This window comes from Pseudomonas fluvialis (assembly GCF_014207935.1).
Lineage (GTDB): Bacteria > Pseudomonadota > Gammaproteobacteria > Pseudomonadales > Pseudomonadaceae > Aquipseudomonas > Aquipseudomonas fluvialis_A.
Genome location: NZ_JACHLL010000002.1, coordinates 58,940 through 85,634 on the forward strand (window position 1 = coordinate 58,940; position 26,695 = coordinate 85,634).

The 26,695-nt window shown below is 61.7% G+C and carries 26 protein-coding genes; 5 read left to right on the forward strand and 21 right to left on the reverse strand.

The features are described from left to right. Positions 1-54 precede the first annotated feature (54 nt). The 9 genes from sthA to HNP49_RS05365 all read right to left on the reverse strand — a co-directional run bounded on the left by sthA (position 55) and on the right by HNP49_RS05365 (position 8,767). Positions 55-1,449, reverse strand: a complete 1,395-nt coding sequence (sthA, locus tag HNP49_RS05325) for a Si-specific NAD(P)(+) transhydrogenase (protein WP_184681303.1) — start codon at positions 1,447-1,449, stop codon at positions 55-57. A gap of 98 nt (positions 1,450-1,547) precedes the next feature. Beyond that, positions 1,548-1,775: a (Na+)-NQR maturation NqrM gene (gene nqrM, locus HNP49_RS05330; protein ID WP_184681305.1), complete on the reverse strand. Its 228-nt coding sequence runs from the start codon at positions 1,773-1,775 to the stop codon at positions 1,548-1,550. After that, complete coding sequence (locus tag HNP49_RS05335) at positions 1,772-2,803, reverse strand: FAD:protein FMN transferase (RefSeq protein ID WP_409372531.1); 1,032 nt, start codon at positions 2,801-2,803, stop codon at positions 1,772-1,774. Before HNP49_RS05335 ends, nqrM begins: the two co-directional genes overlap by 4 nt. A 106-nt stretch (positions 2,804-2,909) precedes the next feature. Continuing rightward, on the reverse strand, positions 2,910-4,136 hold the full coding sequence (gene nqrF / locus HNP49_RS05340; RefSeq protein WP_184681306.1) for an NADH:ubiquinone reductase (Na(+)-transporting) subunit F: 1,227 nt from the start codon (positions 4,134-4,136) through the stop codon (positions 2,910-2,912). A 9-nt stretch (positions 4,137-4,145) separates the two neighbouring features. Further along, on the reverse strand, positions 4,146-4,754 hold the full coding sequence (gene nqrE, locus HNP49_RS05345) for an NADH:ubiquinone reductase (Na(+)-transporting) subunit E (RefSeq protein WP_184681307.1): 609 nt from the start codon (positions 4,752-4,754) through the stop codon (positions 4,146-4,148). Further along, positions 4,754-5,428, reverse strand: a complete 675-nt coding sequence (locus tag HNP49_RS05350) for an NADH:ubiquinone reductase (Na(+)-transporting) subunit D (protein ID WP_184682493.1) — start codon at positions 5,426-5,428, stop codon at positions 4,754-4,756. The genes nqrE and HNP49_RS05350 overlap by 1 nt, the downstream gene beginning before the upstream one ends. Further along, positions 5,425-6,225, reverse strand: coding sequence for a Na(+)-translocating NADH-quinone reductase subunit C (locus HNP49_RS05355; RefSeq protein ID WP_184681308.1), 801 nt, complete (start codon positions 6,223-6,225; stop codon positions 5,425-5,427). The genes HNP49_RS05350 and HNP49_RS05355 overlap by 4 nt, the downstream gene beginning before the upstream one ends. Continuing rightward, positions 6,218-7,426 carry an NADH:ubiquinone reductase (Na(+)-transporting) subunit B gene (locus tag HNP49_RS05360; RefSeq protein ID WP_184681309.1) on the reverse strand — a complete coding sequence of 403 codons (1,209 nt, stop codon included), beginning with the start codon at positions 7,424-7,426 and terminating at the stop codon, positions 6,218-6,220. Before HNP49_RS05360 ends, HNP49_RS05355 begins: the two co-directional genes overlap by 8 nt. 3 nt (positions 7,427-7,429) lie before the next feature. Then, positions 7,430-8,767, reverse strand: a complete 1,338-nt coding sequence (locus HNP49_RS05365; protein WP_184681310.1) for a Na(+)-translocating NADH-quinone reductase subunit A — start codon at positions 8,765-8,767, stop codon at positions 7,430-7,432. 199 nt (positions 8,768-8,966) lie between these two features. On the opposite strand from HNP49_RS05365, the gene HNP49_RS05370 reads away from it, so the two are divergent. Further along, a complete protein-coding gene (locus HNP49_RS05370) occupies positions 8,967-9,524 on the forward strand; it encodes a chalcone isomerase family protein (protein ID WP_184681311.1) in 558 nt (185 codons plus the stop codon). A gap of 6 nt (positions 9,525-9,530) precedes the next feature. On the opposite strand, the gene HNP49_RS05375 is transcribed toward HNP49_RS05370, so the two are convergent. Together HNP49_RS05375 and HNP49_RS05380 are read right to left on the reverse strand one after the other, a co-directional pair. After that, complete coding sequence (locus tag HNP49_RS05375; RefSeq protein WP_184681313.1) at positions 9,531-10,901, reverse strand: amino acid permease; 1,371 nt, start codon at positions 10,899-10,901, stop codon at positions 9,531-9,533. 274 nt (positions 10,902-11,175) lie between these two features. After that, a complete protein-coding gene (locus tag HNP49_RS05380; RefSeq protein WP_184681314.1) occupies positions 11,176-12,624 on the reverse strand; it encodes a glyceraldehyde-3-phosphate dehydrogenase in 1,449 nt (482 codons plus the stop codon). 169 nt (positions 12,625-12,793) lie between these two features. Between HNP49_RS05380 and mfd the strand changes: the two genes are divergently transcribed. Together mfd and HNP49_RS05390 are read left to right on the forward strand one after the other, a co-directional pair. Beyond that, complete coding sequence (gene mfd / locus HNP49_RS05385) at positions 12,794-16,231, forward strand: transcription-repair coupling factor (RefSeq protein ID WP_184681315.1); 3,438 nt, start codon at positions 12,794-12,796, stop codon at positions 16,229-16,231. An 11-nt stretch (positions 16,232-16,242) separates the two neighbouring features. Next, positions 16,243-16,770, forward strand: coding sequence for a CsiV family protein (locus HNP49_RS05390; protein WP_184681316.1), 528 nt, complete (start codon positions 16,243-16,245; stop codon positions 16,768-16,770). Here HNP49_RS05390 and HNP49_RS05395 read toward each other — a convergent pair. The 6 genes from HNP49_RS05395 to HNP49_RS05420 all read right to left on the reverse strand — a co-directional run bounded on the left by HNP49_RS05395 (position 16,767) and on the right by HNP49_RS05420 (position 21,458). Next, a complete protein-coding gene (locus HNP49_RS05395; RefSeq protein ID WP_184681317.1) occupies positions 16,767-17,486 on the reverse strand; it encodes a response regulator transcription factor in 720 nt (239 codons plus the stop codon). The two genes, HNP49_RS05390 and HNP49_RS05395, sit on opposite strands and share 4 nt — an antisense overlap. A 141-nt stretch (positions 17,487-17,627) precedes the next feature. Further along, positions 17,628-18,269, reverse strand: a complete 642-nt coding sequence (locus HNP49_RS05400) for a response regulator transcription factor (protein WP_184681318.1) — start codon at positions 18,267-18,269, stop codon at positions 17,628-17,630. Between the two features lie 171 nt (positions 18,270-18,440). Continuing rightward, the gene (locus tag HNP49_RS05405; RefSeq protein ID WP_184681319.1) at positions 18,441-19,181 is read right to left on the reverse strand and encodes an S-methyl-5'-thioinosine phosphorylase; all 741 of its coding nucleotides are present in this window, start codon (positions 19,179-19,181) and stop codon (positions 18,441-18,443) included. 4 nt (positions 19,182-19,185) lie between these two features. Continuing rightward, positions 19,186-20,184, reverse strand: coding sequence for a beta-N-acetylhexosaminidase (gene nagZ / locus HNP49_RS05410; protein ID WP_184681320.1), 999 nt, complete (start codon positions 20,182-20,184; stop codon positions 19,186-19,188). 13 nt (positions 20,185-20,197) lie between these two features. Further along, the gene (locus tag HNP49_RS05415; protein WP_184681322.1) at positions 20,198-20,716 is read right to left on the reverse strand and encodes a L,D-transpeptidase; all 519 of its coding nucleotides are present in this window, start codon (positions 20,714-20,716) and stop codon (positions 20,198-20,200) included. Positions 20,717-20,759: 43 nt separating this feature from the next. After that, the gene (locus HNP49_RS05420) at positions 20,760-21,458 is read right to left on the reverse strand and encodes a TetR/AcrR family transcriptional regulator (protein WP_184681323.1); all 699 of its coding nucleotides are present in this window, start codon (positions 21,456-21,458) and stop codon (positions 20,760-20,762) included. Positions 21,459-21,676: 218 nt separating this feature from the next. Between HNP49_RS05420 and lexA the strand changes: the two genes are divergently transcribed. Both lexA and sulA read left to right on the forward strand, forming a co-directional pair. Then, entirely contained in the window at positions 21,677-22,288 is a 612-nt protein-coding gene (gene lexA, locus HNP49_RS05425; RefSeq protein WP_184681325.1) for a transcriptional repressor LexA, read from the forward strand. Between the two features lie 10 nt (positions 22,289-22,298). Beyond that, a complete protein-coding gene (gene sulA / locus HNP49_RS05430; protein WP_184681326.1) occupies positions 22,299-22,781 on the forward strand; it encodes an SOS-induced cell division inhibitor SulA in 483 nt (160 codons plus the stop codon). A 3-nt stretch (positions 22,782-22,784) separates the two neighbouring features. Here the strand turns inward: sulA and HNP49_RS05435 are convergent, their stop codons facing one another. The 4 genes from HNP49_RS05435 to HNP49_RS05450 all read right to left on the reverse strand — a co-directional run bounded on the left by HNP49_RS05435 (position 22,785) and on the right by HNP49_RS05450 (position 26,655). Beyond that, positions 22,785-23,027, reverse strand: a complete 243-nt coding sequence (locus HNP49_RS05435; RefSeq protein ID WP_184681328.1) for a hypothetical protein — start codon at positions 23,025-23,027, stop codon at positions 22,785-22,787. Positions 23,028-23,146: 119 nt separating this feature from the next. Further along, entirely contained in the window at positions 23,147-23,665 is a 519-nt protein-coding gene (locus HNP49_RS05440) for a DUF6586 family protein (protein WP_184681329.1), read from the reverse strand. A 32-nt stretch (positions 23,666-23,697) separates the two neighbouring features. Beyond that, positions 23,698-26,298: a type I DNA topoisomerase gene (gene topA, locus HNP49_RS05445; RefSeq protein ID WP_184681330.1), complete on the reverse strand. Its 2,601-nt coding sequence runs from the start codon at positions 26,296-26,298 to the stop codon at positions 23,698-23,700. A 99-nt stretch (positions 26,299-26,397) separates the two neighbouring features. After that, positions 26,398-26,655 carry a DUF1653 domain-containing protein gene (locus HNP49_RS05450; RefSeq protein WP_184681332.1) on the reverse strand — a complete coding sequence of 86 codons (258 nt, stop codon included), beginning with the start codon at positions 26,653-26,655 and terminating at the stop codon, positions 26,398-26,400. Between the last annotated feature and the right edge of the window lie 40 nt (positions 26,656-26,695).

A 26,695-nucleotide genomic window follows, 5' to 3' on the forward strand; every position in this document is an offset into this window, starting at 1 on the left:
ACTGGCCGTCGCTCAAGCACGCTCCCCCCGCTTCAGGCCAGCGGTCGGAGCCGCTCAAAAAAGCCGGTTGAGGCCGTCAAAAGCAGCCACACGATAGGCCTCGGCCATGGTCGGGTAGTTGAAGGTGGTATTGACAAAGTACTTGAGGCTGTTGGCCTCACCCTTCTGGTTCATCACCGCCTGGCCGATGTGGACGATCTCCGAAGCCTGGTAGCCGAAGCAGTGCACGCCGAGGATTTCCAGGGTGTCGCGATGGAACAGTATCTTCAGCATGCCCACCGGCTCGTTGGAAATCTGTGCTCGCGCCATGCCCTTGAAGAAGGCCTTGCCGACTTCGTAGGGAATCTTCGCCTGGGTCAGCTCCTGCTCGTTCTTGCCGATCGAGCTGATCTCCGGAATGGTGTAGATGCCGGTCGGCACGTCGTCGACAAAACGCGAGCTGTCGTTTTCCGCCATGCTGCCCGAGGCCGAACGGCCCTGGTCGTAGGCGGCACTGGCCAGGCTCGGCCAGCCGATCACATCGCCAGCGGCATAGATATTCGGCACCGAGGTGCGGTAGCGCTGATCGACATCGACCTGACCGCGGCTGTTGACCTTGATGCCGACGTTTTCCAGAGCCAGCTTGTCGGTGTTGCCGGTACGGCCGTTACACCACAGCAGGGCATCGGCCTTGATCTTCTTGCCGGACTTGAGGTGCAGGACTACGCCGTGCTCGAGGCCTTCGACGCGCTCGTACTCCTCGTTGTGGCGGATCAGCACGTTGTTGTTGCTCAGGTGATAGCTCAATGCATCGGAAATCTCGTCGTCGAGGAAGCTGAGCAACTGGTCACGGGTGTCGATCAGGTCGACCAGCACGCCAAGGCCGCTGAAGATCGAGGCGTATTCGCAACCGATCACGCCGGCGCCGTAGATGATCAGGCGGCGCGGGGTGTGGGTCAGGCTGAGGATGGTGTCGCTGTCATAGACGCGCGGGTGGCTGAAGTCGATATCCAGCGGACGGTAAGGACGCGAGCCGGTGGCGATGACGAACTGATCAGCGATCAGACGCTCGACCGTGCCACCCGGTGTCACCACCTCGACAGTGCGCTCATCGAGGAAGCTGGCAGTGCCGCAGAACATGTCGATACGGTTGCGCGAGTAGTACACGGTGTGGGCGGCGACCTGCTTGGAGATCACGTTCTCGGCGCTTTTCAGCACGTCCGGGAAGGAGAACCAGCGTGGCTCGCCGATCTGGCGGAACAGCGGATTGGTGTTGTACTGCATGATCTGCCGCACCGAATGACGCAGTGCCTTGGACGGGATGGTGCCCAGGTGCATGCAGTTGCCGCCGACCACCTTGCGCTTGTCGACCACCGCCACACGCTTGCCCTGGCGCACGGCATTCATCGCCGCACCCTCGCCCGCCGGGCCCGTGCCCAGAATCACCACGTCATAGTTGTAAACCGTCATATTCACTCCTTGCACTGCATCAAGGCGCCCTGCCGGCACCTCTGCCACGCGGCTCATATCAAAGACATAAGCCTAGCTAGCTGAATTCGGCCTGCACATTAGCGCTTGGTCGCGTCGTAGGCGAGATTTGTCTTCACTACATCCTTGTCGCGATTCACTTCCTCGCACTTCTGCCGGTTGCCGCCGCAGATCGAGCACTCCTTCTCGATGCCCAGCGCGGCAATACCCCCACAGGAGCCGGCAATCGGCTTTCGGCCAAACATCACACCGACGGCCATCGCCAGAACCACCAGCAGCATGGTGAGAAAAACGATTAACCAGGTCATGGCTGATCTCCATCGAACTGCCGGGCGAATGCCGGGCTACTGTGGGTGACGAAACCATCGCCCTCGCGCGTCACGAAAAAAGCGGCAATCTGCTCGCGCTCGGCATAGGCCATGCCGCGCTCCGGCCCCAGCACCATCAGCAGGGTCGAAAGCCCGTCGGCACGCAGAGCCTGCGGATCGATAACCGTGACCGAGGCCAGGCGATGACTGATGGGCCTGCCGGTCTGTGGATCCAGAGTATGCGAGTAGCGCCGGCCGTCCTGCTCGAAGTAATTGCGGTAGTCACCGGAGGTCGACACGCCCAGGCCGTCCAGGGCGATAACCTTCTGTGCCACCTGCTGGTCATCGCGCGGCGCCTCGATGGCGATGCGCCAGGGCGTGCCGTCTGGCTTGTGGCCTGCGGCCTTGATCTCGCCGGTGATATCCAGCAGGTAACTGTGCACACCCTGCTCGACCAGTCGTGCGGCAATACGGTCTACCGTGTAGCCGGCAGCAATGCTGTTGAGGTCGAGCTGCACGGCGGCGTCCTTGCACAGCTGGTCGCCGTCGATACGCAGGTGATGGTGACCGGTACGCTGACGCACTTCGGCGATCTCCTCCGCCGTCGGTACGCGCTCGCCGCGCGAATGCGGGCCGAATCCCCAGAGATCGAGCAGCGGTTCCAGGGTCAGGTCGAAGGCGCCATCACTGCCTACTGACAATTGCTCGCCGAAACGCACCAGCTCCAGCACGGGGGCCGGCATCGCGCGGCAGCTGCCGGCCGGCAGGCGGTTGAACTCGGATAGGTCGGAATCGGCGCGCCAGGTGGACATCTGCTGGTCCACCTCGGCCAGCAGAGCCTCGACATCAGCCTTGATCGCGGCGGGCTCAGGCGTGGTCTCGCCCGGCACATATTTGAGCGAGTAGTGGCTGCCCATTGTCGGGCCGCCGAACTCCTCGATCTTCTCGCCGCAACCGGCCAGCAGGGCGCTGGCCAGCAGCAGGCATAACGCGGGACAAACTTGGCTTGAGTGGCGTAGCGAGCGCAGCGTATTGGGTCGCAGCCAGCGCGCAGGAACCGCAGTGTACGAACAGCGGATTCCGAGCACTGCCTGTGGCACAAGACGCAAGCGCAGTAGCCAATCAGGCCGAGTTTTAGCCACCGAAGTCGTCCAGCAGTATGTTCTCGCGCTCGACGCCCAAGTCCAGCAGCATCTTGATCACCGCGGCGTTCATCATGGGCGGACCGCACATGTAGAACTCGCAATCCTCGGGAGCCGGATGGTCCTTGAGATACTGCTCGAACAGCACGTTATGGATAAAGCCTTTCAATCCCTGCCAATTGTCTTCCGGCTGTGGATCGGACAGCGCCAGGTGCCACTCGAAGTTGGGGTTCTCCGCAGCGAGCTGGTCGTACTCCTCGACGTAGAAGGCTTCACGCAGCGAGCGAGCGCCGTACCAGAAGCTGATCTTGCGCTTGGACTTGAGGCGCTTGAGCTGGTCGAAGATGTGCGAGCGCATCGGCGCCATGCCGGCACCACCACCGATGAAGATCATCTCAGCGTCGGTGTCCTTGGCGAAGAACTCGCCGAACGGCCCGTACACGGTGACCTTGTCGCCCGGCTTCAAGTTGAACACCCAGGACGACATCTGGCCCGGCGGCAGATGGTCCTTGCCCGGTGGCGGCGAGGCGATGCGGATATTGAATTTGACGATGCCCTTCTCGTCCGGGTAGTTGGCCATGGAGTAGGCGCGGATCACCGGCTCGTCGACCTTGGACACATACTTCCACTGGTTGAACTTGTCCCAGTCACCCCGGTACTCGGGCTGGATGTCGAAGTCCTTGTAGTTGACCACGTGCGGCGGGCATTCCAGCTGCACATAGCCGCCGGCGCGGAAGTCCACGCTCTCGCCTTCTGGCAGGCGCAGGGTCAGCTCCTTGATGAAGGTAGCGACGTTGGGGTTGGACTCCACCGTGCATTCCCACTTCTTCACGCCGAACACCGACTCCTCCACCTCGATGTGCATGTCCTGCTTGACCGGAGTCTGGCAGGACAGGCGCCAGCCCGCCTTGGCCTCGCGCTTGGTGAAGTGCGACTCCTCGGTCGGCAGCATCTCGCCGCCGCCGCTTTCGACGATGCACTTGCACTGCGCGCAGGTGCCGCCGCCACCACAGGCCGAGGACAGGAACACGTTGTTCGCCGCCAGGGTCTGCAGCAGCTTGCCGCCGGCCTGCACAGTGAGAGTACGCTCACCGTTGATAACGATGCTCACGTCGCCGCTGGACACCAGTTTGGCGCGAGCCAGCAGGATCAGCAGGACCAGCGCCAGGACGATGCCGGCAAACATGCCCACCGCCAGAAAAAACTCGAAACTCAGCATGGCCACTCCTTACAACTGGATGCCGGAGAAGGACATGAAGCCCAACGACATGAGGCCGATGGTGATGAAGGTGATGCCCAGCCCCTGCAAGCCCTCCGGCACATCGCTGTACTTGAGTTTCTCGCGAATGCCGGCCAGCAGGGCGATGGCCAGCGCCCAGGAAATCCCCGAACCAAAGCCGTAAACCACGCTCTCGCCGAGGTTGTAGTCGCGCTCGACCATGAACAGCGAGCCGGCCATGATCACGCAGTTCACCGTAATCAGCGGCAGGAACACACCGAGGGCGTTGTACAGCGCCGGCATGTACTTATCGAGCAGCATCTCGAGGATCTGCACGATGGCCGCGATCACGCCGATGTAGCTGAGCAGGCCGAGGAACGACAGGTCGACTTCCGGCAAGCCGGCCCAGGCCAGCGCGCCTTCCTTGAGCAGCCAGGTATACAGCAGGTTGTTGGCCGGCACGGTGATGGCCTGTACCACCACCACGGCAATGCCGAGACCGATGGCCGTCTCGACCTTCTTGGAAATGGCAATGAAGCTGCACATGCCGAGGAAGAAGGCCAAGGCCATGTTCTCGATGAACACGGACTTCACGAACAGACTGAGGTAGTGCTCCATCAGCAGGCCTCCTTGTCCGAAACCTGCGGCGCCAGGCGGAACGCCGGTGCCTCCTTCTGCTCCGGCTTCCAGCTGCGCAGCGCCCAGATGATCAGGCCGATCAGGAAGAACGCCGAAGGCGGCAGCAACAGCAGACCATTGGGCTGATACCAACCGCCATCATTGACGGTCGGCAGGATGCTGTAGCCCAGCAACTTTCCCGAACCGAACAGTTCCCGCACCACACCCAGCACGACCAGCATGGCGCTGTAGCCCAGGCCGTTGCCGATGCCGTCGCAGAACGCCAGCAGTGGCGGGTTCTGCATGGCAAAGGCCTCGGCGCGGCCCATCACGATGCAGTTGGTGATGATCAGGCCGACGAATACCGACAGCTGCTTGGACAGTGAGTAGGCGAAGGCCTTGAGCACCTGATCGACCACTATCACCAGGGACGCAATGATCACCATCTGCACGATCATGCGGATGCTGCTCGGAATCTGGCTGCGGATCATCGAGATGAACAGGTTGGAGAAGGCCGTCACCAGGGTCAGGGCAATCGACATGACCAGTGCCGTCTTCAGGTTGGAGGTCACCGCCAGCGCCGAGCAGATACCGAGGATCTGCAGACCGATGGGGTTGTTGTGCAGGATGGGATCGAGCAGCACGCTCTTGTAGGTGGGTTGCGACATGCTTATGCCTCCCCTGCTTTCTGGGTAAGGAGCTTGAGATTGGCCAGCAGCGGCCCGAAGCCGTTTTCGCCGAGCCAGAAATGCAGCAGGTTGTTGACGCCCTTGCTGGTCAGTGTGGCGCCGGCCAGGCCGTCGACCTGATGCGCAGCCTTGGTCGACTGCGGATCGACGCTGCCCTTGATCACTTCCACGGCCAACGTGCCCTGCTCATCGAACAGGCTCTTGCCGGTCCACAGTGCCTTCCATTTCGGGTTATCCACCTCACCACCGAGGCCCGGCGTTTCGCCGTGCTGGTAGAAGCCAAAGCCCACCACCGTGTTCAGGTCCCCTTTCACCGCAATAAAACCGTACAGGGTCGACCACAGGCCATAACCGCGCACCGGCAGAATCAGGCTCTCCAGCTGGCCATCACGCTCGACCAGGTAGACGGTGGAGAAACGCTCACGACGCTTGATCGAAGCGATGTCCTGCTCACGCGGCAGGGCATCGGACAACTGCGGATCCTTGGCTGCCTTGAGCGGGTCGAAGCTGGCGGCGTCCTGGGCTTCGCTGAACTGCCCCGTCTGCAGGTCCACCACACGGGCTCTGATTCGCTCGGCATAGAGCGCCTTGACCTGTTTGGCACTGAGGCCTTCCCCGCCCAGCCCGGCAATCGTCAGGATACTGCGCTGTTTGTCCAGCTGGCGGTTCTCTACCTGGGTCGGTTTCAGCATCACCGCGCCGCCGGCAACGAAAATGGAGCACACCAGGCACACCAGCATCGCCACTGTCAGGGTGCGCAGAGTCGATTCTTGCTTAGCCACGCGCGATCCTCCGCTTGATGTTGGCCTGCACGACGAAATGATCGATCAGTGGCGCGCAGAGGTTGGCGAACAGAATCGCCAGCATCATGCCCTCGGGGAACGCCGGATTGACCACGCGGATCAGCACGACCATCAGGCCGATCAGGGCACCAAAGATCCACTTGCCGGTATTGGTCATGGATGCCGATACCGGATCGGTGGCCATGAAGATCATGCCGAAGGCGAAGCCGCCCGCCACCAGATGCCAGTACCAGGGCATGGCAAACATGGGGTTGCTACTCGAACCAATGCTGTTGAGCAGCAGGCTGGTCGCAACCATGCCCAGCATCACCCCGCCGACGATGCGCCAGGAGGCGATTCGGGTCAGCAGCAGCACGGCGCCCCCGATGAAAATGGCCAGGGTGCTGGTTTCCCCCATCGAGCCCTGCTCAAAACCGAGAAAGGCATCCCACCAGGACAGACCTTGCGCCGTCACCTGCTCGATACCACCCGCCGCTGCTACCGACAGCGTGGTCGCGCCGGCAAAGCCATCCACTGCCGTCCACACCGCATCTCCCGACATCTGCGCCGGGTAGGCGAAGAACAGGAAGGCACGACCGACCAGTGCCGGGTTGAGGAAGTTCTTGCCGGTGCCGCCGAAGACTTCCTTGCCGATCACCACGCCGAAGCTGATACCCAGTGCCACCTGCCACAGCGGAATGCTCGGCGGCAGGGTCAGGGCAAACAGCACCGAGGTTACGAAGAAGCCTTCGTTGACCTCATGGCGACGGATGGAGGCAAACAGCACCTCCCAAAAGCCACCAACGATAAAGGTGACCGCATAGACCGGAATAAAGAAGGCCGCGCCCTGGATAAAGTTGTCCCAGATGCTGCCTGGATCGAAGCCCGCCAGCGCGCCGATCAGGCCGAAGCGCCAACCATCCTGGGCCGCCAGGAGCGCGGCGTTGCCAGCGAAGAGACTGTTGGCCTGGTAGCCGATGTTCCACATGCCGAACAACATGGCCGGGAAGGTACACAACCACACGGTGATCATGATGCGCTTGAGGTCGATACCATCGCGCACATGGGCAGTGCTTCTGGTCACACTGCCGGGGCGATAGAAGAAGGTATCGAAGGCCTCATAGAGGGCGTACCACTTTTCATAGCGGCCGCCCTTCTCGAAGTGGTGTTCGATCTTGTCGAGGAATTTGCGTAGAGACATGGATCAGCCCTCCTTCTCGATGCGAGCCAGGTTGTCCCGCAGGATCGGGCCGTATTCATATTTGCCAGGACAGACGTAGGTGCACAGCGCCAGGTCTTCCTCATCCAGCTCAAGGCAGCCGAGCTTCTGGGCCATCTCGGTATCCCCGACGATCAGGTAGCGCAGCAACTGGGTCGGCAGGATATCCAGCGGCATCACCGCCTCGTAGCTGCCCACCGGCACCATGGCGCGCGGGCTGCCGTTGGTGCTCGTATCGAAGGCAAAGCGCTTGTTGCCGAGCAGCCGGGAGACGAACACGTTGAGCACCGAATGCTTGTTGACCCCGGCGCGCAGGTAGTGAAGAAACTCGCGCTCATCGCCCTCGTGCAGGCAGGACAACTGCTGGTGATAACGTCCCAGGTAGGCAAACGGCCCGCGCGCATGACGCCCGCCGAGCACCGATCCGGAAATCAGGCGGTTGCGCCCCTCCTGCAATTCGCCGCTGGCCAGAGCGTCCAGGCTGGCACCAAGACGGGTGCGCAGCAGACGCGGGCGCTTGACCGCCGGGCCACCCAGGGCAATGACGCGCTCAGAGTTCAACTGCCCCGTGGTGAAAAGCGCGCCGATGGCCAGCACATCCTGGTAGCCGATGTGCCAGGCCGTCTTGCCGGCAGACACAGGATCGAGGAAATGCATATGGGTGCCTGGCAGACCGGCCGGATGCGGGCCGGAAAACTCGGCAACCTCGACATTGGCCTGCACCTCGCCCGGCAGAGCCTGGCCGGCAGCCCTGCACAGGAACACCCTGGCCAGACGGGCCAGCACGCTCAGGCCATTGGCGAAGTCGGCCGAGCGCTCGGCAATGATCGGCGACGGATCAGCCGCCAGCGGGTGGGTATCGATGGCCGTGACGAAGATCGAGCTGGGAACGGCATCAATGGCCGGCACCTTGCTGAACGGCCGGGTACGCAGCGCCGTCCACAATCCGGACTGCTGCAGGTTGTCGCGCACCTGCTGCGGGTCGAGTGCAGCCAGCTCGGCGGCGTCAAAGCGGGAAAACTCGACGGACTCATCACCCTCGACGTCGATCACCAGCGACTGCAGCACACGCTGCTCGCCGCGATGAATGGCACTGACCACGCCGGCTGCCGGTGCGGTGAACACCACACCCGGATTCTTCTTGTCGGCAAACAGCACCTGGCCGAGCCGGACCCGCTCCCCCACCTGCACCGCCATGGTCGGACGCAGACCGTGATAGTCGCCGCCGAGCAAGGCGACACTGGAGACAGCCGGCGCCAGCTCGATGAGCGGCGCGGGCTGGCCACTGATGGGCAAATCCAGCCCACGCTTGATTCTTATCATTTCCACTCCCCCACTGCAGATTCGGACCAGAATGCCAGACCTGCAGTCCCCTGTTTGAACAACCGGTCAATTATAGGGATGCCGGCACCCTGACCACCATCCACAAACGCGACAGGCAACACCTGGCAATAAAGCCCGGATTGACCCAGCAACGCCGCTGAGAAATAAAGCACCCATCCCCTTGCGAGGACCGAGCACCATGCATCGCTGGCTACTGATCCTGAGTTTGCTGAGCCTGCCAGTGGCCGCCGATGAGGCCAGCCGCCTGCAGCAGGCAGCCTTTGCGCCTCAATTGCAGCACCAGCAAACGGTTCTGCTACGCAAGAACCAGAGCCTGCTGCGTTATCTTTGGGTCGATGTGTATGCCGCAGCGTTCTACAGCGAAGCCCAGGTAAGCCCACAGCGCGCGCTGCGCGAACAACGCGACCGTCACCTGGAGCTGTATTACTTCCGTGAGATCAGTCGAGACGACGTGATCAAAGCCGCCTGGGTCACGCTGGAGCGTCAGCATAGCCCGCAAGTCCTTGAGCCCTTGCGAGGCGAACTCGACCGGCTGCATGCGAGCTTTAACGACATCCGCCCCGGCGACCGCTATGGACTGGACTACAGCCAGGCAACAGGCCTGCGTCTGCTGCGCAATGGCGAAGTGATTTTCCACAGCGGGGATGCCCGCCTGGCTCAGCTGTATTTCGGCATCTGGCTGGCCCCCGAAGGACTGTCCGACGAGCTGCGCGATGCGCTGCTCGCCGAACGCTGAAACCCCTTAGCTCGCTGCGCGGCGCTTGAGCCAGTAGCACAGGCCGATAAACGCCAGCCACAGCGGGATGGCATAGACCGACAGGTTGATCCCCGGAATCTGCAGCATGACCACCAGGATCAGGCCGACAAAGGCCAGGCACAGGTAGTTGGAGAACGGGTACCACAGCGACTTGAAGCCAGGCTCAATGCCCCGCGCCAGCAGGCTCTGACGGAACTTGAGGTGCGACAGGCTGATCATTGCCCAGTTGATCACCAGGCTGGCCACTACCAGCGCCATGAGCATTTCCAGCGCCTGCTGCGGCGCCAGGTAGTTGACCAGTACACACAGCAGCGTGATCAGTGCCGACACGCCGATGGCCAGCACGGGCACACCGCGCTTGTTCACGGTCATCAGCACCTTGGGCGCATCCCCCTGCTCGGCCAGGCCGAAGAGCATGCGGCTGTTGCAGTACACGCCGCTGTTGTAAACCGACAGCGCCGCGGTCAGCACCACGAAGTTGAGGATATGCGCCGCCGTGTCACTGCCGATCAGCGAGAAGATCTGCACGAACGGACTGCCACTGTACGGATCGCCCGCTGCATTGAGAGTCTCCAGCAGCTTGTCCCAGGGATAGAGCATCAGCAGCACGCTCAGGGCGCCGATGTAGAAGATCAGAATCCGCCAGATCACCTGGTTGATGGCCTTGGGAATCACCTTCTTCGGCTCCTCGGCCTCGGCCGCGGTAATGCCAACCAGCTCCAGGCCACCGAAGCTGAACATGATGATCGCCAGCACCATCACCAGCCCCGAGAGACCGTTTGGGAAGAAGCCGCCATGGGCCCACAGGTTGCTCACCGCCGCCTGCTCGCCTCCGCCGCCGGAAACCAGCAGGTACAGGCCAAGCAGGATCATGCCGATGATCGCCACCACCTTGATCAGCGCAAACCAGAACTCGGTCTCACCGAAGACTTTGACGTTGAACAGGTTGATGGCATTGATCAGCACGAAGAAAGCCGCTGCGGTCGCCCAGGTCGGCACATCCGGCCACCAGAACTGGATGTACTTGCCCACCGCCGTGAGCTCGGCCATGCCGACCAGCACATAGAGCACCCAGTAGTTCCAGCCGGAAAGAAAACCGGCGTAACCGCCCCAGTACCGGTGTGCAAAGTGGCTGAAGGAGCCGGCCACCGGCTCTTCGACGATCATTTCGCCCAGCTGGCGCATGATCAGAAAGGCAATGAAGCCGGCAATCGCGTAGCCGAGAATCATCGAAGGACCGGCCGATTTCAGCACCCCGGCAGAGCCGAGGAACAGGCCGGTGCCGATCGCGCCACCAAGGGCGATCAGCTGGATATGACGGTTTTGCAGACCACGTTTGAGTTCGCCCGTGTGCATGGGTAGCTCCTGTAGGAGTCGGCTCAAAGCCTGCTGCGCGCCGGGCCTGCTGCGTTAAAAGCAGGTTCGAAATGCTCATTTACCATTCGTAAACTCCGCTTCCTCACCTGCTTTTGCCTTGCATGCCTCTAGCTCGCGAGCCTTTGAGCAGTCTCTAAAACCATTGCGTCAGGCTTCATTCGCCAACGCTGAAATGGCCGCTGCACGGGATCGCCGCACACCAGCCATGAACGAAAAACGGGAGCCGAAGCTCCCGTTTCTCTTCTCGCCTAGCTTAGCGCGGGAAAGCCGGCGGGTTGACCCCGGCCATGTCTTCCATCACGCGAACCACCTGGCAGCTGTAGCCGAACTCGTTGTCATACCACACGTACAGCACGACACGATTGTCGTTGCTGATGGTGGCTTCGGCATCGACCACACCGGCGTGGCGCGAGCCGACGAAGTCGGTGGAGACCACTTCCTGCGAGTTGACGAAGTCGATCTGCTTCTGCAGGTCCGAGTGCATGGCCATCTGGCGCAGGTACTCGTTGATCTCTTCGCGGGTGGTGGCCTTCTCCAGGTTCAGGTTGAGGATGGCCATGGAGACGTTCGGCGTCGGTACGCGAATGGCGTTACCGGTCAGCTTGCCCTTCAGTACCGGCAGGGCCTTGGCGGCTGCAGTGGCGGCACCAGTTTCGGTGATCACCATGTTCAGCGCGGCGCTGCGGCCACGACGGCTGCCTTTGTGGAAGTTGTCGATCAGGTTCTGGTCGTTGGTGTACGAGTGAACGGTTTCGACGTGGCCGTTGACGATGCCGTACTGGTCATTCACGGCTTTGAGCACCGGCACGATGGCGTTGGTGGTGCAGGAAGCGGCGGAGATGATCTTGTCGTCGGCGCTGATGTCGCCATGGTTGATGCCATGCACGATGTTCTTCAGCGCGCCCTTGCCCGGTGCGGTCAGCACCACGCGATCGATACCCGGGCAGGTCAGGTGCTGACCCAGGCCCTCGGCATCACGCCAGACACCGGTGTTGTCGACCAGCAGAGCATTGTTGATGCCGTACTGGGTGTAATCGATTTCCTTCGGGTCCTTGGCGTAGATCACCTGGATCAGGTTGCCGTTGGCGGTCAGGGTGTTGTTTTCCTCGTCGATGGTGATGGTGCCATCGAACGGGCCATGCACCGAGTCGCGACGCAGCAGGCTGGCGCGCTTGACCAGGTCATTGCTGGCACCCTTGCGCACAACGATGGCGCGCAGGCGCAGGCCGTCGCCACCACCGGTTTTCTCGATCAGGATGCGCGCCAGCAGACGGCCGATACGACCGAAACCGTAGAGCACCACGTCAGTACCCTTGCGCTGATTGACGCCCTGCTGACCGGCTACGGTCGCCAGCTCGTCCTTGACGAACTGCTCGACGCTGCGGCCATTGCCTTCGGCCTTGAACTTGCTGGCCATCTTGCCCAGGTCCACGGAAGCGGCGCCCAGCTTGAGCTCGCTCATGGCCTTGAGGATCGGGAAGGTATCGTGGACCGACAGTTCGGCCTCGCCTTCGATGCGGTGACGGGCGAAACGATGGGCCTTGAGGATGGAGATCACCGAACGGTTGATCAGGCCACGGCCGTAGATCGAGGTCACCACATTGTTGTTGCGGTAGAGCTGACCGATCAGAGGAATCATGGCCTCAGCGAGGGCTTCACGATCGATCCATTCACCGAGACACTGGTCGGGCTTCTGAGTCACGGGCAATACCTTCCGATATGTAGGGGCTGAAAAAAGGGGCTACATTATGCCGGCCTCGCCCTGCCGGAGCAATGCACGACTGTCGCTGCGTGCCTGCTGGCTTTCACGCTCGCCTCCCGCCTGCCCACCTCGCTACAATCGGCGCCTTGTCATTTTGGGGCCGATGCCTGTGTCCGTACTGCACTTGCCGAAACTACCGGCTGCCGCCGGCAAACAGCTCTGGGGCAACCTGCCGGGAGCCGCCCAGGCGCTGGCCATCGCCGAGGCCGCCAGCGCGGCCCGCCGTTTCACCCTGCTGCTGACTGCCGACAGCCAGAGCGCCGAGCGCCTGCAGGAAGAACTGTCGTTCTTTGCCCCGGAACTGCCTGTGCTGCACTTCCCGGACTGGGAAACCCTGCCCTACGACCAGTTCTCGCCGCACCAGGACATCATTTCCCAGCGCATCGCCACCCTCTACCGCCTGCCGGAGATCAAGCACGGCGTTTTGGTCGTGCCCATCGCCACCGCTCTGCACCGCCTGGCGCCGACCCGCTTCCTGCTCGGTTCCGGCCTGGTGCTGGATGTCGGCCAGAAACTCGATGTCGAGGAAATGCGCGCCCGCCTGGAGGCGGCCGGCTACCGCTGCGTGGACACCGTTTATGAACATGGCGAGTTCGCCGTGCGCGGTGCGCTGATCGACCTGTTCCCGATGGGCAGCGAGACGCCCTACCGCATCGACCTGTTCGACGACGAGATCGAAACCCTACGTACCTTCGACCCGGAGACCCAGCGCTCAGTGGACAAGGTGGAGTCGATCCGCCTGCTGCCGGCACGCGAATTCCCGCTGGAAAAGAAGGCCGTCACCGATTTCCGCGGGCGCTTCCGCGAGCGCTTCGATGTCGACTTCCGCCGCTGTCCGATCTATCAGGACCTTGCCTCGGGTATCACCCCGGCCGGTATCGAGTACTACCTGCCGCTGTTCTTCGAGCAAAGTGCCACCCTGTTCGACTACCTGCCGGGGGATACCCAGGTGTTCTCTCTGCCCGGCATCGAGCAGGCCGCCGAGCACTTCTGGAACGATGCGCGCAACCGCTATGAAGACCGCCGCTACGACCCCGAGCGCCCACTGCTACCGCCGGCCGATATCTTCCTGCCGGTCGAGGACTGCTTTGCACGCCTGAAGCACTGGCCGCGCGTGGTGGTCAGCCAGGAGGACGTGGAAGTCGGCGTCGGCCGCGAACGTTTCAACGCCCAGGCGCTGCCGGAGCTGGCGATCCAGGCCAAGGCCAGCGAGCCGCTGGCGGCCCTGCGCCGCTTTATCGAAGGCTATCCGGGCCGCGTACTGTTCTGCGCTGAATCCGCCGGACGCCGCGAGGTGCTGCTGGAGCTGCTCGCCCGTCTCAAGCTGAAACCCGTGGAAGTCGGCGGCTGGCCTGAATTCAGCGCCTGCGGCGAACGCTTGGCCATCACCATCGCACCACTGGACGAAGGCCTGCTGCTCGACGACATCGCCCTGATCGCCGAAAGCCCGCTGTTCGGCCAGCGCGTGATGCAGCGCCGGCGCCGTGAGAAATCACGCGACGCCGGCGACAATGTGATCAAGAACCTCACCGAGCTGCGTGAAGGCGCACCGGTGGTGCATATCGACCACGGCGTCGGCCGCTATCTGGGGCTGGTGACCATGGAGTTCGACGGCCAGGCCGCCGAATTCCTCGCCCTGATGTATGCCGAGGAAGCCAAGCTCTATGTACCGGTTTCCAGCCTGCACCTGATCGCCCGCTACACCGGCAGCGACGACGCCCTGGCCCCGCTGCACCGCCTGGGCTCGGAAACCTGGCAGAAGGCCAAGCGCAAGGCTGCCGAGCAGGTGCGCGATGTCGCCGCCGAGCTGCTTGACATCTACGCCCGCCGCGCCGCCCGCGAAGGCTATGCATTCAAGGACCCGGCCGCCGACTACGCCACCTTCAGCGCCGGCTTCCCCTTCGAGGAAACGCCGGACCAGCAGAGCGCCATCGACGCCGTATTGGCCGACATGCTCGCCGCCAAGCCGATGGACCGCCTGGTCTGCGGCGACGTGGGTTTCGGCAAGACCGAAGTGGCCATGCGCGCCGCCTTTATCGCCGTGCACAGCGGTCGCCAGGTCGCCGTACTGGTACCCACCACCCTGCTCGCCCAGCAGCACTACAACAGTTTCCGCGACCGTTTCGCCGACTGGCCGGTGACGGTCGAGGTGATGAGTCGCTTCAAGTCGGCCAAGGAAGTCAACGAAGCTGTGGCCAAACTGGCCGAGGGCAAGGTCGATATCGTCATCGGCACCCACAAACTGCTGCAGGACGACGTGAAGTTCCACAACCTCGGACTGGTGATCATCGACGAAGAGCACCGTTTTGGCGTTCGTCAGAAGGAACAGCTCAAGGCGCTGCGCAGCGAAGTGGATATCCTCACGCTCACGGCCACGCCGATCCCGAGAACGCTGAACATGGCGGTGTCGGGCATGCGTGACCTGTCGATCATCGCCACGCCGCCGGCACGCCGGCTGTCGGTACGCACCTTCGTCATGGAGCAGAACGAGCCGACCATCAAGGAAGCGCTGCTGCGCGAGCTGCTGCGCGGCGGCCAGGTGTACTACCTGCACAACGATGTGAAGACCATCGAAAAGTGCGCCGCCGACCTGGCAGCACTGGTGCCGGAAGCACGCATCGCCATCGGCCACGGGCAGATGAACGAGCGCGACCTGGAACGGGTGATGAGCGACTTCTACCACAAGCGCTTCAACGTACTGATCGCCTCGACCATCATCGAAACCGGTATCGACGTGCCGAGCGCCAACACCATCATCATCGAGCGCGCCGACAAGTTCGGCCTGGCCCAGCTGCACCAGCTGCGCGGCCGCGTGGGCCGCAGCCACCACCAGGCCTACGCCTACCTGCTGACCCCGCCGCGCAAGCAGATGACCGAAGATGCGCAGAAGCGTCTCGAAGCCATCGCCAACGCCCAGGACCTCGGAGCCGGCTTCGTTCTGGCCACCCACGACCTGGAAATCCGCGGCGCCGGCGAACTGCTAGGCGACGGCCAGAGCGGGCAGATCCAGGCGGTCGGCTTCACCCTCTACATGGAGATGCTCGAACGCGCGGTCAAAGCCATCCGCAAGGGCGAGCAACCGAACCTGGAACAGCCACTGGGCGGCGGCCCGGAGGTCAACCTGCGCGTACCGGCACTGATCCCCGACGACTACCTGCCCGACGTGCATGCTCGCCTGATCCTCTACAAGCGCATTGCCTCAGCCATCGACGAGGACGGCCTGAAGGAGCTGCAGGTGGAGATGATCGACCGTTTCGGCCTGCTGCCCGATGCCACCAAGAATCTGGTGCGCCTAACCCTGCTCAAGCTGCAGGCGGAAAAGCTCGGCATCCGCAAGGTCGACGCCGGCCCGCAAGGCGGCCGCATCGAATTTGCCGGCAACACCTGCGTCGATCCGCTGACCCTGATCAAGCTGATCCAGAGCCAGCCCAACCGTTACAAATTCGAAGGTGCCACCGTCTTCAAATTCCAGGTGCCAATGGAGCGCCCGGAAGAACGATTCAATACCCTGGAGGCGTTGTTCGAGCGCCTGACTCCCTCTCAGTAAAGGACTGCCCCATGCGTCGCAACCGTTTTCTCGCCGCCCTGCTGCTCAGCCTGCTTGCCCCCCTGGCCTGGGCTGATCGCCTGTATCAGGTCGAGGTAATTGTCTTCCGCCAGGCCGGCGAGCCACTGCCCGCCAGCCAGCTGGCTCCGGATGACTGGGCGGCCAAAAGCCAGAACATCGACGGTTTTGCCCCGCAACCACTGGCCCTGCAGGTCGAAGCCGCCAAGCTGACGCCAGCCAATGGCTATGAAGTGCTACTGCATAAGAGCTGGAGCCAGAACGTCGGCGTCAACCCCAGCCGCGTGGCGCTGAGCAACGGCGAGCCGCAACTGGGCCACTACCCGGTCGAGGGCACCCTGACACTGCAGCAGAATGAAGTGCTCAACCTGGATGCCAGCTTCTGGGCCAACCAGTTCGACGCCGATGGCTTGCTGACCGCCAGCGAGCACCTGCAGCAGAGCACACGTCTCAAGGAAGGCACGCTGACCTATCTGGATCACCGCAGCCTGGGCGTGCTGCTGCGCGTCAGCCCGCTTTAACAGGCCCTGTTAGCCGGCCGGAACTCCTGCCCGGCCTGCAAGCCAGCCGTCCGCGCCCAGTTGAGCGCTTCGAGGCGATTGCGCACACCCACCTTGCGGAACAGGTTATACAGGTGGCGCTTGACGGTGCTCTCCTCCACCCCCAGGCGCGCGGCGATCTCGCGATTGTTCTCGGCCACCAGCAACCCGCGCAGCACCTGCCACTCGCGGCGAGTCAGGGCTGGAAGCGCAGCCGGCTGCGGCGTATGGCGGGCACGCTGACGCTGGAAGGCCTCGGCCAGGATCGCCCGCGGAATCCACAGTTCGCCCTGCGCAATCAGCTCCAATGCCTGCAGCACGCGAGCGGGTGCCTCCCGGAACGAAAGCACACCACAGACGCCGGCATTGAGCAGCAGGAAGTCATCGCGAAAGGGTTCCTGGGCATTGATCAACAGCCAGCGTCCGCGCCCCAGCAGGCACTCGGCCGGCAAAGGCAGGGCATGGCCCTGCTCAAGCACGCGCAGATCAAGCAGTCCCAGGCTATCGGCGGACATATCGGAGAGGATCGCATCGGCCTCGCCACGCAGCGCGTAGCCATTGACCGAGAGGAAATCGTGCAGCTCTGCGGTGGCGGGATCACGGGGAGCGATAACGAAAAGCGCCCTGGAGCTATCCGCGCTCGAATCACCCGCTCCTGAACCAGTCGTTCTTGAAAGAGTCGTCCTTGAATCATCCATTGCGCTTCAGCCTCCTCTCACTCCCGTCCTGCTGGCGGGGGCGCATCATAGCCAAAGCCGCGCCGGCAGCCTGCAGTTTCCGTGCAAACTGTCGAATGGTTCATTCTTGCACCACCACCCAGACCGGCGGCGCCTGACACGTCAAGCCAGACCGCCACCCAGCACCAGGAATGCCGCCTCGCCGCGATTGGTCGCGCCGACCTTGCGCAGCAGGTTGTGAACGTGACTCTTGATGGTATGCGGGCTCAAGCACAGGTGCTCGGCAATCTGTGAATTGGGCAGCCCCTTGCGCACAAGCTCAAGAATTTCCCGCTCACGCGAGGTCAGGCGAACCTTGATCTCGGCGGGCTGGTGCAGCCTGCGCAACTGCCGCAGCAACTGCTCGGTCAGGCCACGCGGCAACCAGTCACCACCATGCAGCAGGGTGTCGACCCCGCGAAGAAACTGCTCACGCGGGCAACTGCTGACAAACACCCCGTTGATCCATGGATACTGCTCGACCAGTGGCTCTGCCTGCTCCTGCGTGACATTGACCAGCGCCACCGGTCCTTTGCCATTGAGATCGGCAAACAGCCGAGGTAACTCGTCGTCCGCGAAACTCTGCACATCCAGCAACCACAGCGAACCTCTGGACGACTCCTGCGCACCACCAATGCGCAGGGCCAGAGCGGGTTGCTGCTCGATGTAGTGATGAAACAACTGAGCCAACAGCTCGTTGCCACTGAGCAGCACAAGGTCTGCGGGTAATTGCGTATTGAACGGCGCTGAAACATTAATGCCCATCCAAGTTCTCCTCCATGCTGAACTCAGGGGGGCCACCCTAACTAATTAATGCCGATAATAAAAATTACCGTTTCAGCTAAGCGGCCCAAAGTTAGGACAAGCAAGGCGCAACAACTGCAACCTTGGTTGTACATTGCCAATCAAGCATCCCTTCTGCCTAGAACTCCCGTTCTAGAGCGCTGCCAGCAACGCAGCCAGAACACTGCGCACCCGCCCCATGCCACGCCCCAGCTCGGACTCGATATCCGCCATGCTGATCAACTGAGTGGATTTACCCGCCGCAGGATTAACCACCAGCGCCAGGCAGGCATAGGGCAGTTCCAGCTCCCGCGCCAGAGCAGCCTCGGGCATGCCGGTCATGCCGACGATGTCACAGCCATCGCGCTCCAGACGGATAATCTCCGCCGCCGTTTCCAGTCGCGGCCCCTGGGTACAGGCATACACGCCGCGCGCGGAGAAGGTCTGACCACACTGATGCAACGCCTGACAGAGCCGCTCTCGCAAGGACTCGTCATAGGGGTGGCTGAAATCGATATGCGTGACATGCTCCAGTTCGCCATCGAAAAAGGTACTGGCCCGCCCCCAGGTGTAATCGATCAACTGGTGGGGCACGCACAGATGCCCCGAGCCCATGGCCGGATGAATTCCCCCCACCGCATTGACGGCAATCACCGCGCAGGCACCGGCCTCGCGCAGGGCCCACAGATTGGCCCGGTAATTCACCTGGTGCGGAGGAATCCGGTGCGGATGCCCATGACGCGCTAGAAACAGCACGTCGCGGCCGGCATATCGGCCTTTCAGCAACGGTGCCGAAGAGTCGCCATAAGGCGTCGGCACCACAAGCGACTCACTGAGCTCCAACCCATCCAGCTCGGTCAATCCCGAACCACCAATCAGTGCGATCACCGACATTCCCTCAATTCAGCAGCTGCGCGCCACGCAGGGCAGCCACTGCAGCCTGCCAGCGTGGTGATTGTTGATAGTCGATTCCCGGAAACTGCCGGCGGCGCATGCTCGCCAGAGCCGCAACCGGCGTCACCTTGAGCTGCTGCAGGCGCACCAGGGCCAGCTCGGCCGCTGTACGGTCATTGCATACCAGGCCCATGTCGCAGCCAGCCGCCAGCGCCGCCTCAATGCGCGCGGCTGCATCACCGGCAACATGGGCACCGGCCATGGACAGGTCGTCACTGAAGATCACGCCGCGAAAACCCAGCTGGCCACGCAGCTCACCCTGCAACCAGCGGGAGGAGAAACCGGCCGGTTGCTCATCGACCTGCGGGTAGATGACATGCGCCGGCATAACCGCATCCAGCTTGTCGCTCAACAGCGCAAACGCCTTCATATCCGCCTGACGGATTGCCTCCAGGCTTCGCTCGTCACGCGGTATGGCCACATGGGAATCGGCATCTGCCCAGCCATGACCGGGGAAGTGCTTGCCACAGGCGGCCATCCCAGCCTCATGTAGGCCATCGATGAAGGCAGCGGCCAGCAACGCGATCTGCGCCGCATTGTCGGCAAAGGCCCGCGATGCAATCACCGTATTGCGACCGTAGTCGACGTCCAGCACCGGAGCAAAACTCAGGTCCAGACCACAGGCCAGCATCTCGGTCGCCATCAGCCAGGCACATTCACGCGCCAGCGAAACGGCCTCGGCACAACGACCAAGATCGCGCATGGCCGGCAGGCGAACCACGCCACGACGCAGTCGCTGCACGCGACCGCCTTCCTGATCGATAGCCAGCAGCAGATCCGGACGCACACGGCGTACCGCCGTACACAACTCGCGCACCTGACGCGGATGCTCGACGTTACGTCCAAACAGAATCAGACCGCCCACCTGCGGGGCACGCAACAACTGGCGATCCTCAGCCGTCAGGCAGGTGCCGGCAATATCCAGCATCAGCGAACCATGCATTCCATCATTCCTGTCAAAACATGGAGGCGAGTTCGGCCTGCCGAGCCTCGCCGATCAAAACCCGGCAATGCACGGGAACCTGCTCAAAAAGCTCAAGGACATCGGCATTGCGCATGCGGATACAGCCATGCGACTCAGGCTGCGACATCGGCTCGCAATCCGGTGTGCCATGGATGTAGATATAACGCTGGAAAGTGTCACAAGAGCCCAGCCGGTTACGTCCCGGCTCAAGCCCTGACAACCAGAGAATGCGGGTGAGTATCCAGTCACGCCCAGGAAACTGTTCGTGCAGCTCCGCAGTCCAGACCTCACCAGTCCAGCGCCGGCCACGTAGGACAGCCCCCAGAGCAAGCCCGGCGCCGATCTTCGCGCGCACCTGATGCCAGCCTCGGGGCGTACAGCCGGAACCGGAAGTCTCGCCGGGACCATTCTTGGCAGAAGAAATGGCATAGGAATGCAGCAGTTGCTTGCCGCTATAGACGTACAAGCACTGTTCAGCGAGGCTGATCAAGAGAAGGTCGGGGATCTGCATGGGGCGCTAGCTTAACGCAACCGCCAATGCCCTGCAGCGAGGATCAGGGCTTGGCTGGCGCCTTGGGCCGCGGGCGCAGCTGCGCACTGATCAGCGACGGCTCATTCAATCCGGTTTCGGCGCGCATACCGGCAGCCAGGAACGGCACCATGAGACGCATCACCTGCTCGATAGAGGTATTCACGCCAAAGTCGGCTTCTGCCATGGCCCGCAGGGCCTTGATCCCAGACATGCTGAATGCCGCGGCACCCAGCATGAAATGCACGCGCCAGAACAGTTCAAGCGGCGGCACCTTCGGTGCAGCCTCGTTGACCAGCAGCATGTAGCGGCGGAACACCTTGCCGTAGACTTCTTCCAGATACTTGCGCAGGTGACCCTGGCTCTGGCTGAAGGCCAGCCCGAGCAAACGCATGAAGATGGCAAGATCATTGCCACTGCGCGGTTTGACCGCCAGCGCCTGAGCCACCAGCAACTCAAGCAGTTCTTCCAGATTGGCCGCTTGTTCAGGCTTGCCTTGGCGACGATCCAGTTCACGCTCAAGGCTCTGGCAGAAAGGCCCGAGGAAGCGCGAAAAGACTGCTTGAATCAGCGCTTTCTTGGAGCCGAAGTGATAATTGACAGCAGCCAGGTTGACCCCAGCCTTGCTGGTGATCAGACGCAGCGAGGTTTCGGCAAAACCCTTCTCGGCAAACAACTGTTCTGCCGCATCAAGAATCCGTTCGACTGTTTCCGACTGCGCCATGGGTCACTCACCTGACAAACACTTGTTTGAAACATACGTTTCAGCCCGAGACTCTGTCAAGTCGCACCCGAAATAAATGACGCAACGGTCACTTTCGCACGATCAGCAGACTAGCACGGGCCAAAAGCAACACGCTTAAGCGGAAAGAAAACAGCTGTTGCCAACCCGAAAATCACTGTATATATTCACAGCAACTGTATAAAAAAACAGAGACAGCCATGCTGAAGCTCACACCACGCCAGTCCGAAATCCTCGACTTCATCAAGCAATGCCTGGAAGACAACGGTTTTCCACCGACTCGCGCGGAAATTGCGCAACAGCTCGGATTCAAGTCCCCCAATGCCGCCGAAGAGCACCTCAAGGCTCTGGCACGCAAGGGCGCGATTGAAATGACCCCCGGTGCATCACGCGGCATTCGTATTCCTGGCTTCGAGCCGAACAGCCAGGAAGAAGATGGGCTTCCCGTCATTGGTCGCGTAGCGGCCGGCGCCCCGATCCTGGCCCAACAGAACGTCGAGGAATCGTGCCGCATCAACCCGGATTTTTTCCACCCAAAAGCCGACTATTTGCTGCGTGTACGCGGCATGAGCATGAAAGACATCGGCATCCTCGATGGCGACCTGCTCGCGGTGCACACCACCCGAGAAGCCCGCAATGGGCAGATCGTCGTGGCACGAATTGATGAAGAAGTCACGGTCAAACGCTTCAAGCGCGAAGGCAATCAGGTCTGGCTGATCGCCGAGAACCCTGAGTTCGCCCCTATCGAGATCAATCTCGAAGAGCAGGAACTGATCATTGAAGGCTTGAGTGTCGGCGTCATTCGCCGCTAATGGAGGCTGTATGCAGTACTCGCAATCGCTGACCCACCGCCCGCAACTGTCATTGTTTCAGGAGGCGCTGTTCGGCTCGAACGTAGCAGAGACCCTGGCTGAACCAGTTACTGCGCAAAGCAACTCCGTCGGCACCCAGCACATCAGCGAACTGCAACTGAACGCCTCCGCCAGCAACTACCAACTGTTACTGGCCCCCATTCTGCGAGAGCTCAGCACCAATAGCGGCAATCGCTGGATCACCCTGGTCGCCCCACCTGACAGCCTCAATCAGGAATGGCTACGCCAGGCCCGGCTCAACCGCGAACGTATCATCGTACTGCAGCCAAGAGGTGCGCAAAGCGCACTGGAGCTGACCTGTCAGGTCCTCAGTCTTGGTCATAGCCACACCGTGATCTGCTGGCTGAACGATATCGGCAACTTGACCCGTGAAGCACTGGAAGCGGCATCAAGCCAAGGTCATACGCAACTGCTGAATATCCGCTGCGTCTGAAATTCAGTGCAGAACTCGTGAGCTGCTGTCGTGATCATCACGATCCAACTCACCGTCTGCCAGGCGACCGGCCATTTGCACGCCGATATTGAGCATGGCCTTGGCCACTTCGACATGATGGCCCTGCATGAAGGCGCGGGCGTCTGCAGAGAAATCGAGCGTTACCAGGGCTTCTTCATCATCCGCACGACGCAGAATGATGCGCCCATCGGGCAGTTCGACGATTTCAAGAAAGGAAGTGGGCATTAAAGTGTCTCCAAGCAAGTCTGCCATTGTAACAGCCGACATGCAGACAGCCCTAGGGTCGGCTGTCGCTTCGTCACAGCCGCAACCACACAGCAGTCCCTAACCCTGAGACGGAACGATCACCACTCGCTCAGCGAGCCACGGAAGCGCAGGGCAAGCTCCTTGAGCTGTTGCCGGCAGAACTCAAGCTCATCGGCCGAAACCGGCAGCGCCTCGTCTTCCAAGGTCACCGCCGAAATCAAGGGCATGGTCACATCCTGCTTGGCCGGCACGACCTCACGCGGTGGCTGAAACAACGCGTGATAAGCATTCAGCAACTTGGCCAGCCAGGTCTCGGCATGCTGCGCAAGCTCTACCAGCTCAGCCATCTCCGGGCTGGGCGATGCCGCCAGACGCTCAGCGCTGAGCAACTGCTCCACCACACTGGCGTCAGCCTGAGGCAGGCGATAATAGCCTGCGATCTCGTGGCACAAGCCCAGCAGCGCACCGTACAGATGGAACAGGCAGGCCTCTCGCTCAGCCTGCACTTGCGCCTGCCAGTTCATGGCTCGCCCCGCCTCCGCCTTGCGCCAGAAATCCAGGGCAACGCCTGCAAAATACAGCTTCTGGTTGGTGCGGGTGTAACGCTCATTGGCCATGACCAAACCTCCTGCCTTACCTCGGCACTGACTCAGCGTTTGTCTTCAACCTGCCACTTGCCGTCGGCATAGAATGCGCGCCAGCCGCTTGGCTTGCCATCAATCTCCGACTGCACGTACTGCTCCTTGCTCTTGCGACTGAAGCGAATCACCGCGGGGCGACCATCCGGGTCCTTTTGTGGCGCTTTGAGCAGGAATTGGTACTTGGGATCCAGTTCATCGGCGTGTGGCAACAACTCCAGCACCAACGGCGCTCGTGTCTCGCGATTCTTGGGGAACTGGCTGGCGGCGAGGAACAGACCGGAAGCGCCATCGCGCAGCACATAGACGTCATCCACCTTCTCGCAACGCAGCTCCGGCATCTTGATCGGGTCGCACTTGGGCGGCGCCGCTTCACCACTGCGCAACAGCTTGCGGGTGTTCTTGCAGTCGGCATTGGTACAACCGAAGAACTTGCCGAAGCGGCCGGTTTTCAGCTGCATCTCGCTGCCGCACTTGTCGCACTCCAGGCTCGGACCTTCGTAGCCCTTGATGCGGTACTGCCCCTGCTCAATCTCGTAGCCCGAACAATCCGGATTGTTGCCACAGATATGCAGCTTGCGGGTTTCATCCAGCAGATAGGCATCCATGGCAGTCGAGCAGATCGGACAGCGATGTTTGTTCAGCAGCACCAGCGACTCGGACTCACCCTCGTCATCGGCAGCAATCTCGCCGCCGGGGATCAGGTTGATAGTGGCCTTGCAACGCTCCTTCGGCGGCAGGGCGTAGCCGGAGCAGCCAAGGAAAACGCCGGTAGAAGCGGTGCGGATCATCATCGGTCGACCGCAGTCACGACAGGCAATGTCGGTCAGCGTCGGCTGATTGGCACGCATGCCACTGTCAGCCACTTCCGCCACTTCCAGCTTCTTCTTGAAGTCGCCGTAGAATTCATCGAGCAAGTGCTTCCAGTCGCGTTGGCCCTGAGCCACGTCGTCCAGATGCTCTTCCATGCCGGCGGTAAAGCCGTAGTCCATCAGATTGGCGAAGCTTTCGTTGAGACGTTCGGTGACGATGTCGCCCATCTTCTCGGCGTAGAAGCGGCGGTTCTGTACCGCTACGTAGCCACGATCCTGGATGGTCGAGATGATGGCCGCATAGGTCGACGGACGACCGATACCCCGCTTTTCCAACTCCTTGACCAGGCTGGCTTCGGAGAAACGTGCCGGCGGCTTGGTGAAGTGCTGACTGGGGTCGAGCTTGATCAGCTTGAGCGTCTCGCCTTCGCTCATATCCGGCAGCACGTCGTCTTCGCCGGGTTTGCTCTGCTGCGGCTGCGCCTTGGTGTAACCATCGAACTTGAGGATGCGGCCCTTGGCGCGCAGCTCGAAGCTTCCGGCCGCCACGGTGACGCTGGTCGACAGGTATTCGGCTGGCGGCATCTGGCAGGCGACAAACTGACGCCAGATCAGCTCATAGAGGCGCTCGGCATCGCGTTCCATGCCGGAAATCTGGGTCGGCCGCAGGTTGACATCGGACGGGCGAATCGCTTCGTGCGCCTCTTGGGCGCCCTCCTTGCTCGAATAGACATTCGGCTTGGCCGGCAGGTACTTCTTGCCGTACTCACTCTCGATGAAACCACGCACCATCTCCACGGCATCGGCCGAGAGGTTGGTCGAGTCTGTACGCATATAGGTGATGTAGCCGGCCTCGTAGAGACGCTGGGCCATCATCATGGTCTTCTTTACGCCGAAGCCGAGACGATTGCTCGCCGCCTGCTGCAGGGTCGATGTGATGTAGGGCGCCGACGGCTTGCTGCTGGTCGGCCGATCTTCACGCTTGGCGATGCTGTAGGCGGACGCCTTGAGCTGTTCCAGCGCGGCCATGGCCTGAGCTTCGTTGACCGGTTTGAAGGCTTCGCCCTTCTCGCGGACCACTTCGAAGCGCACATTGGCGTTCTTGGCGGTACCTAGGTCGGCATGCACTTCCCAGTATTCTTCCGGAACGAAGGCACGGATTTCCTTCTCGCGCTCGACCACCAGCTTCACCGCCACCGACTGCACACGGCCGGCGGACAGGCCACGGGCGATCTTCTGCCACAGCAGCGGCGAGACCATATAGCCCACCACGCGGTCGAGGAAGCGGCGTGCTTGCTGGGCATTGACCCGGTTGATATCCAGCTCGCCGGGCTTGGAGAAGGCCTCCTGGATGGCCTTCTTGGTAATTTCGTTGAACACCACGCGCTTGTAGCGGCTGTCATCACCACCGATGGCTTCGCGCAGGTGCCAGGCGATGGCCTCCCCCTCGCGATCCAAGTCGGTTGCGAGGTAGATGGTGTCGGCATCCTTGGCCAGACGGCGCAGCTCCTCGATCACCTTTTCCTTGCCGGGAAGGATTTCGTACTTGGCCTTCCAGCCATGCTCCGGATCGACACCCATGCGCGAAACCAGCTGGCGCTTGGCTTTCTCCTTGGGCGACAGCGCCGGTGCCTCGGCCGCCGCGGCCTTGCCACGCTTGACCGGCTCCTTGGCGCCACCACTGGTGGGCAGGTCACGGATATGGCCGATGCTCGACTTCACCACGTACTGGTTGCCCAGGTACTTGTTGATCGTCTTGGCCTTGGCCGGGGATTCCACGATGACCAGCGATTTGCCCATGGATCGGAAAATTCCTGAATGCAGTAAAAAGAAAGAAGGCGGGAGCCGTCTACAGCGGCACCGCTATATATAGTGGCCAGTATCGACAGGTCAAGCGCGCTACTGCTTTGCGCTTGCGCCGCTCTGGCCAAGCAGAGGCGATGACTCGGCAGTCAGCAAGGCGAAGCGGACAATCTGCTCGCCATCGACCAGCACGGTTTCGCAGAACATGCTCAACGGGCGAACCCACAGACCATAGTCGCCGTACAGCGCCTGGTAAACCACCAGCTCTTCCTCGGTCTCCGAATGCCGCGCTGTACCGAACACCCGATACTGCTGACCTTTATAGTGACGATAGAGCCCGGGCTGAATGTTCATCTGCACTCCGCAAAAATCTGTTCACTAGAAAAACAAAAAG

Coding starts and splice junctions, on each gene's coding strand:
- sthA (WP_184681303.1), bottom strand. CDS start 1,449: ATGACGGTTTACAACTATGACGTGGTGATTCTGGGCACGGGCCCGGCG.
- nqrM (WP_184681305.1), bottom strand. CDS start 1,775: ATGACCTGGTTAATCGTTTTTCTCACCATGCTGCTGGTGGTTCTGGCG.
- nqrF (WP_184681306.1), bottom strand. CDS start 4,136: ATGCTGAGTTTCGAGTTTTTTCTGGCGGTGGGCATGTTTGCCGGCATC.
- nqrE (WP_184681307.1), bottom strand. CDS start 4,754: ATGGAGCACTACCTCAGTCTGTTCGTGAAGTCCGTGTTCATCGAGAAC.
- HNP49_RS05360 (WP_184681309.1), bottom strand. CDS start 7,426: ATGTCTCTACGCAAATTCCTCGACAAGATCGAACACCACTTCGAGAAG.
- HNP49_RS05365 (WP_184681310.1), bottom strand. CDS start 8,767: ATGATAAGAATCAAGCGTGGGCTGGATTTGCCCATCAGTGGCCAGCCC.
- HNP49_RS05370 (WP_184681311.1), top strand. CDS start 8,967: ATGCATCGCTGGCTACTGATCCTGAGTTTGCTGAGCCTGCCAGTGGCC.
- HNP49_RS05375 (WP_184681313.1), bottom strand. CDS start 10,901: ATGCACACGGGCGAACTCAAACGTGGTCTGCAAAACCGTCATATCCAG.
- HNP49_RS05390 (WP_184681316.1), top strand. CDS start 16,243: ATGCGTCGCAACCGTTTTCTCGCCGCCCTGCTGCTCAGCCTGCTTGCC.
- HNP49_RS05395 (WP_184681317.1), bottom strand. CDS start 17,486: ATGGATGATTCAAGGACGACTCTTTCAAGAACGACTGGTTCAGGAGCG.
- HNP49_RS05400 (WP_184681318.1), bottom strand. CDS start 18,269: ATGGGCATTAATGTTTCAGCGCCGTTCAATACGCAATTACCCGCAGAC.
- HNP49_RS05405 (WP_184681319.1), bottom strand. CDS start 19,181: ATGTCGGTGATCGCACTGATTGGTGGTTCGGGATTGACCGAGCTGGAT.
- nagZ (WP_184681320.1), bottom strand. CDS start 20,184: ATGCATGGTTCGCTGATGCTGGATATTGCCGGCACCTGCCTGACGGCT.
- HNP49_RS05415 (WP_184681322.1), bottom strand. CDS start 20,716: ATGCAGATCCCCGACCTTCTCTTGATCAGCCTCGCTGAACAGTGCTTG.
- HNP49_RS05420 (WP_184681323.1), bottom strand. CDS start 21,458: ATGGCGCAGTCGGAAACAGTCGAACGGATTCTTGATGCGGCAGAACAG.
- lexA (WP_184681325.1), top strand. CDS start 21,677: ATGCTGAAGCTCACACCACGCCAGTCCGAAATCCTCGACTTCATCAAG.
- sulA (WP_184681326.1), top strand. CDS start 22,299: ATGCAGTACTCGCAATCGCTGACCCACCGCCCGCAACTGTCATTGTTT.
- HNP49_RS05435 (WP_184681328.1), bottom strand. CDS start 23,027: ATGCCCACTTCCTTTCTTGAAATCGTCGAACTGCCCGATGGGCGCATC.
- HNP49_RS05440 (WP_184681329.1), bottom strand. CDS start 23,665: ATGGCCAATGAGCGTTACACCCGCACCAACCAGAAGCTGTATTTTGCA.
- topA (WP_184681330.1), bottom strand. CDS start 26,298: ATGGGCAAATCGCTGGTCATCGTGGAATCCCCGGCCAAGGCCAAGACG.
- HNP49_RS05450 (WP_184681332.1), bottom strand. CDS start 26,655: ATGAACATTCAGCCCGGGCTCTATCGTCACTATAAAGGTCAGCAGTAT.